We start from the raw sequence: 2,836 nt of genomic DNA, 5'->3' as shown, positions 1-2,836 counted from the left end.
TATTCTGAGGTGTTATGGAAAGAAATCAATGTACATTCATTGAAATAACGGGATGTACGCTCAATTCTTTCCATAACCAAATTCTTTCGATAATTCCCTTTATGGAAAAATTGCCATAACGGAAAAACCCATGTGGCTATTGGGCTCGGTCTAAAAGCTTGTTTGGAGGGTTACAAAGTATGGTTCACTACCGTGCCTTTGCTTGTGAACCGCATCAAAGAGTGTCGGGCAGAGCAAACACTCCGAGTGTTTCAGAACCGGTTTGAGAAATATGACCTGGTCATTGCCGATGAGATGGGATACATCTCATTCGATAAGGAGGGTTCCGAGCTACTGTTTACCCATCTTTCGCTTCGAGCTGGACGGAAGTCAACGATCATCACGACGAATTTGTCATTTGAACGCTGGGGAGAGATCTTTCAGGATCCGATCATGACCGCAGCGATGATCGACCGATTGACGCATCAGTCCTACCTCGTCAACATGAATGGGAACTCCTATCGCATGAAAGAAACTAAGGAATGGCTGCAGAAGCAGCAATTGGCCTGAGCTACATGTAGCCATATTTTTTGTACCGCATGGCCGGAATTTAAATGATTATGTGGCCGGATTTTCAGTTGACAAATACAGTATTCAATGAAGGCGCAGTTCTTGTTGGTAAGCAGGCTCTTCAAATAAAAGAAAAACTTAAAGTAAATAACCCATTCAAAGGAAAGACCATCGAACAAGTTGATAAATTGCGTAAAGCGCATAAGATTCAAATTTTGTCACATGGACTTTGTCTTCACCATCCAATGCGAAATGAACCTTGTGAAGGCGACGGGGTATGTTTAGGATGCCGCAATTTTTTGACTACTCCGGACTTTCTTGAAGTTCATAAAGGCCGGTTGAAAAAAATTCGTAGCGAATTGGCATCTGCACCTGCTGGAGGTCCTTATGAGAACAAGTTAAAGACAATTGAAAAATACCTCGTAGGAATTATTGATGAGTTGGAAACCCAGGTGAATTATTCCGGAATTGATAATCATTCAGATTACAATATCACACCAATCGAATGGGAGGGAATGGCATGAGTGACCCTTCTAAAGAAAATAAACTCGTTACACTGGAGCGTATCGAACAAGCAATAACAAACCTCCGAAAAGGAAAGAAAAAACTGTCCATATCAGCGATTGCTAAAAAAGCTGGCATTGAGCGAAAGACGATCTATAATCGTCCTGATCTTAAGGAACGCTGTGATCAAGCCATTTTGCTGCAGATGGAAATTGAAAAAGGGGCAGAAGAAATTGCAGCTACTGCAATCGAAACGTCAACCAGACCAAGCGGCAAAAGATTGCTTGAGAATCGGTATGAAAAAGTTAAGCAGGCGCTTCAGAATGAGAAGGAAAAGAACGAGAAACTTCTGGAAATATGCAGAAAACATGTCATAGAGAAAGCACAACTAAAATCTCGTATCGAATATTTAGAAAATAAAATTCAAGAACTAAGGGATAGGCAATTGAAACCATTCAAATAAAGGCTTGTGCTTGACCGCCACCATGTGACGGAGCGGGTCTGTAAAATAAAATGTGTAACCTCTTAAACCGGATGAAAATGGGAATACTAAAAATCATAGAAAACCATCCGGACCGGAGGATTATACATGAAAAACAATTTATGGACCAAGCAAGAGCTGCGGGCGTTTGTCAAAGAACATAACTTCACATCGGCCGAGCAGATTCAGGAAACATTGAAAGAGCTGTTTAAAGACGTGCTCCAGGAAGCGTTGGAGGCAGAGCTTGATACGCAGCTCGGATATGACAGGCATGATGTCAAGAACAAGCAAACCAAGAACAGCCGCAACGGCTACACGAAGAAAACAGTCTCTTCTGAGTACGGAGACGTCGAGATCCAAGTGCCCCGAGATCGCTTGGGCGAATTCAATCCCGTTGTCGTCAAGAAGCACCAAACGAATGTCACCGGCATCGAAGATCAGATCATCGCTTTATACGCGAAAGGCGTGAGCACGCGCGACATCCAAGATCACCTACATGGCCTGTACGGTATCGAGGTTTCCCCTGCGCTTATTTCTAATGTAACCAACAAGATTGTTCCCCTTATCAAAGAATGGCAGAGTCGGCCCCTTCAACATACGTACGCAGTGGTATTCCTGGACGCCATCCATTTTAAAGTCAAGCAGGAGGGCCACATTGTTAACAAGGCCGCTTACATGGTGATTGGTATCGATCTGGACGGAAACAAAGACGTGCTCGGAATCTGGATCGGTGAGAATGAATCCGCGAAGTTCTGGCTCAGCGTTCTGAATGAGCTGAAAAACCGCGGCGTACAAGACATTCTCATTACCTGCGTCGACAACCTGACGGGCTTTTCTCAAGCGATCGCAGCTTGTTTCCCGCAGACGGAGATCCAAAAGTGCATCATTCATCAAATCCGCAACTCAATCAAATACGTGTCCTACAAGGACGTGAAGAAGGTAACGGCGGACCTGAAGCCGATCTATAAAGCAGCAACTGAGGAAGCGGCACTGCTGGAGATGGAACGCTTTGAAGAGACCTGGGGTGAGAAATATCCGCTCATCGTCAAATCCTGGCGCCAAAACTGGGATGAACTAACGACGTTTTTTAAGTACCCGCCGGATCTTCGTAAGTTAATCTACACGACCAATATGATCGAGAGCTACCATCGACAGCTGCGAAAGGTAACGAAGGGAAAGAGCATATTCCCAACGGATGAATCGTTACTTAGTTGCTCCTGAAAAAGTCGATTTTCAAAAATAGTTTCGGGTTGCTGGCTGGGTTGTGAGGGGGAACTTTCCCTAATGATCGGTTTCCATGTT

At 44.3% G+C, this 2,836-nt stretch carries 2 protein-coding genes and 2 pseudogenes; all 4 read left to right on the top strand.

From position 1 onward, the window contains the following. Positions 1-108: 108 nt before the first annotated feature. Positions 109-549: pseudogene (locus BLT35_RS25960) on the top strand (ATP-binding protein); the annotation flags it as partial. Positions 550-593: 44 nt separating this feature from the next. Continuing rightward, positions 594-1,073: a hypothetical protein gene (locus BLT35_RS25955; protein WP_254777683.1), complete on the top strand. Its 480-nt coding sequence runs from the start codon at positions 594-596 to the stop codon at positions 1,071-1,073. Continuing rightward, positions 1,070-1,516, top strand: coding sequence for a DUF6262 family protein (locus tag BLT35_RS25950; protein WP_005828377.1), 447 nt, complete (start codon positions 1,070-1,072; stop codon positions 1,514-1,516). Before BLT35_RS25955 ends, BLT35_RS25950 begins: the two co-directional genes overlap by 4 nt. Before the next feature lie 126 nt (positions 1,517-1,642). Further along, positions 1,643-2,743 (top strand): annotated as a pseudogene (locus tag BLT35_RS25945) (IS256 family transposase); the annotation flags it as partial. Between the last annotated feature and the right edge of the window lie 93 nt (positions 2,744-2,836).

Source organism: Paenibacillus naphthalenovorans, from assembly GCF_900099895.1.
Classification (GTDB): Bacteria; Bacillota; Bacilli; order Paenibacillales; family NBRC-103111; genus Paenibacillus_G; species Paenibacillus_G naphthalenovorans.
This window is presented reverse-complemented; position numbering and strand designations above follow the sequence as displayed.

What these genes read in the sequence shown, in the direction of transcription:
- BLT35_RS25955 (WP_254777683.1), top strand. Translation starts at nt 594, where the DNA reads ATGATTATGTGGCCGGATTTTCAGTTGACAAATACAGTATTCAATGAA.
- BLT35_RS25950 (WP_005828377.1), top strand. Translation starts at nt 1,070, where the DNA reads ATGAGTGACCCTTCTAAAGAAAATAAACTCGTTACACTGGAGCGTATC.